This window comes from Nitrosophilus sp. (assembly GCF_982775275.1).
Genome location: NZ_CEXZHP010000165.1, coordinates 1 through 3,388, shown reverse-complemented (window position 1 = coordinate 3,388; position 3,388 = coordinate 1). Strand labels below are relative to the sequence as shown.

Sequence of the window (3,388 nt, the reverse complement as noted above, 5' to 3'; positions counted from 1 at the left end):
ATTTAGTGACGAGCATACGAACGGCTGGCTTACCTTGAAGCAAACGTAGCTGAGTTAAACGAAGCAAGTTTGTGGTTAATTAAAATTGTTGAGTAGTTTAGTTAGAAAGTTAGAAAGTGAAGAAGTGAGAAAGTTAAAAAGTGAGAAAGTGGAAAAATCACTAATGTCCAATGTCCAATGTCTAATGTCCAATTTAGTTAAAATGGTTGAGTAGTTGGGTGGTTAATTGGTGTTAAGTGTTTGAGTTGTTGAAATACTAAAATCTAAATCTAAAGGAGAACGATGTTACCGATAATTGCTACAAAAGAGGAATTTTCAAAATTTGTTGAAGAGATAAAAAATAGCGATATCTATAAAGAGCCGTTAGGTTTTGGGATAGCAAGAGTCGATAGAGGGCAAAAAAATCCAGATAAAATTCTACAAGCAACTTTTCCTGTTGTAAACTGGAAAGAAAATTTTGGAAGTGCCGCAGTTTTTATCAAAGCTTTAGAAGAGTGCAATTTGGCTTTTGATAAAAATGCTTCAGAGGCTGTTTTTGACGTAACAAGAGAGTTTGTAAACAACTGCTTAAACGCTTTTGCACCATTTTTACATGAGGCAAAAGGAGACTCTCATAAAAATGTTCAAATCATTAAGATATTGGACACCCTTATAGATATAGAGTGTGATAGGTTTAAACTGGTTTTTATATTTGAAGATGAAGCTCCAAAAAGTGTTGAGAGCGTATATTTAAAATTATATGCTCTATCTCTTGGAAAAGCTCCTTTAAGAGGGGTGAACCTAAACGGAGCTTTTGGAATACTCCCTAATGTTGCTTGGAGTTCAAATACTCCTATTGAGCTTGATTGGTTAAGGGATAATGAGATTGAATTAAAACTAAACGGAGAATATCCGCAAATCGATTCTGTAGATAAATTTCCAAGATTTTTACAACATATTATCCCTGCGGATAATACAAGGATTTTAGATGCAAGCAAAGTAAGATTTGGAGCTCAGCTTGCAGCCGGAACTACCGTTATGCCAGGAGCAAGTTATATCAATTTCAATGCGGGAACTTTGGGTCCTGTTATGGTTGAAGGAAGGATCTCATCAAGCGCGGTTGTTGGAAAAGGGAGCGATATCGGAGGTGGAGCAAGCATACTTGGAGTTTTAAGCGGAACAAGCGGAAATCCAATAAGCATCGGAGAAAATTGTCTTCTTGGCGCCAATTCGGTAACAGGCATACCTTTAGGAGATGGCTGTATAGTTGATGCGGGAATAGCCGTTCTTGAAGGAACAAAATTTTATATAAGCCAAAGCGAATTTGAAAAAATCAAAGAGATAAATCCAGAATTTAAAAGCGAATATAAAGAGATATTCAAAGGTAGAGAGCTTGCTGGGTTAAATGGCCTTCATTTTAGACAAGATTCAATTACCGGACAGATGAGAGTATTTAGAAGCAATAAAGAGATCAAACTAAATGAAGCATTACATTAATAGTTGAGTGTTTTTACACTCAACTATTTTAAAAATTTTTCGTCTATATATTTAGTATCGTATCTATTTGAAATAAAGTCATGATTTTCCATCATTTTTTTATGAAAATCTATCGTAGTTTTTATACCTGTTACTTCAAACTCCTCTAACGCTCTTTTCATTTTTGCTATCGCTCTATCTCTATTTTCTCCCCATACTATTAGCTTAGCTATCATAGAGTCGTAATATGGAGGAACTATATAACCAGCATAAACATGGGTATCCATTCTAACATCTTTTCCTCCCGGAGCTATCCAGGTTTTGATTTTGCCGGGACTTGGAATGAATCTGTTTGGATCTTCGGCGTTGATTCTACACTCTATCGCATGTCCTCTTAGAGTAACATTTTCTTGAGGAAAAAGTTTCTCACCCTCTGCAACTCTTATCATCCACTCTATTATATCTATTCCGCTTACCATTTCACTAACTGGATGTTCAACCTGCAATCTGGTATTCATCTCCATAAAATAAAAGTTTTTCTCGCTATCGACTAAAAACTCTATCGTTCCGGCTCCCTCATATTTTATAGCACGTGCGGCTTTTACTGCCGTATCTAAAAGCTCTTTTCTTCTCTCTTCATCAAGCAAGATCGCCGGAGACTCTTCTAACATTTTTTGATGTCTTCTTTGCAAAGAGCAGTCTCTCTCTCCAAGATGAACAACATTTCCGTAACTATCGCCAATTAACTGCACCTCTATATGTCTTGGATTTTTGATAAATTTTTCCATATAGATAGTTCCGTCTCCAAATGCACTTATCGCTTCGGATTCAGCGGCTAAAAAGGCGTTTTCTATATAACTTTCATCCTCAACTACCCTCATCCCTTTTCCGCCGCCTCCAGCGGCCGCTTTTAAAATAACAGGATAGCCTATCTCTTTTGCCTTTTTCTTAGCGTCTTCTACATTTTTTATAGCCCCTTCGCTTCCTGGGATAACGGGAACTCCAGCCTTTCTCATAACCTCTTTTGCCTTAGACTTGTCACTCATTAGCTGCATAACTTCCAAAGAAGGACCTATAAATTTTATTCCGTGAAGATTACATATCTCGACAAATTGCTGATTTTCGCTCAAAAATCCATATCCTGGAAAAATCGCGTCACATCCGCTAATTTCTGCGGCACTTATAATTGAGGGGATATTTAGATAACTTTCACTACTTTTCTCTCCACCTATACAAATTGCCGCATCTGCTAACTTTAGATAGTGAGCATCTTTATCAGCAACAGAATATACGGCAATCGCTTTTTTACCCATCTCTTTTATCGTTCTTATGGCTCTTAGAGCAATCTCTCCCCTATTTGCTATTAAGATCTTTTCTATTTTTCCCATTTATAGCCTCTCAACCAAAAATAGCGGCATATCATATTCAACGGGCTGCCCATCTTCAACCAATATATCCAAAATTTTACAATCAAACTCCGCCTCAATCTCGTTAAATATTTTCATAGCTTCTATTATGCCAATGGTTTGGCCCTTGCTGACAACATCACCTACTTTTACAAAAGGAGGGCTATCTGGGCTTGGAGCTCTATAAAATGTTCCTACCATCGGAGATGTTATATATTCGCCTTTTTTGCTCTCAACTTTTTCCTCTTTTTCTACAGCAGGAGCGCTCACCCCAGCAGTTTCCGTAGCTTTAGCGGCAACTTGAGGCTGAACCGCCGGCACCGCCACACCTTCGATGCCTTTTTGCAAAGAGATCTCAAACTCTTCATTTTTAACTTTTAATTTATTCAAACCGCTTTTATCAAATAACTTTATCAACTCTTTAATCTCTTTAAAATCCATAACCGATCCTTGCTATTTGGAATTTGTTAAAATTATTTTAGTTAAAATGTTGGTAAATGGGAAATGGGAAATGGAATTGGGAATTG

3 protein-coding genes are annotated in these 3,388 nt (G+C 37.0%); 1 reads left to right on the top strand and 2 read right to left on the bottom strand.

From position 1 onward, the window contains the following. Positions 1–282: 282 nt before the first annotated feature. Positions 283–1,476 (top strand): tetrahydrodipicolinate N-succinyltransferase N-terminal domain-containing protein, encoded by a 1,194-nt coding sequence (locus tag AC30RD_RS07525; protein WP_489493822.1) that lies wholly within the window; start codon positions 283–285, stop codon positions 1,474–1,476. Between the two features lie 23 nt (positions 1,477–1,499). Here AC30RD_RS07525 and AC30RD_RS07520 read toward each other — a convergent pair whose 3' ends face one another. Both AC30RD_RS07520 and accB read right to left on the bottom strand, forming a co-directional pair. Further along, the gene (locus tag AC30RD_RS07520; RefSeq protein WP_489493821.1) at positions 1,500–2,843 is read right to left on the bottom strand and encodes an acetyl-CoA carboxylase biotin carboxylase subunit; all 1,344 of its coding nucleotides are present in this window, start codon (positions 2,841–2,843) and stop codon (positions 1,500–1,502) included. After that, entirely contained in the window at positions 2,844–3,302 is a 459-nt protein-coding gene (gene accB / locus AC30RD_RS07515) for an acetyl-CoA carboxylase biotin carboxyl carrier protein (RefSeq protein WP_489493820.1), read from the bottom strand. Between the last annotated feature and the right edge of the window lie 86 nt (positions 3,303–3,388).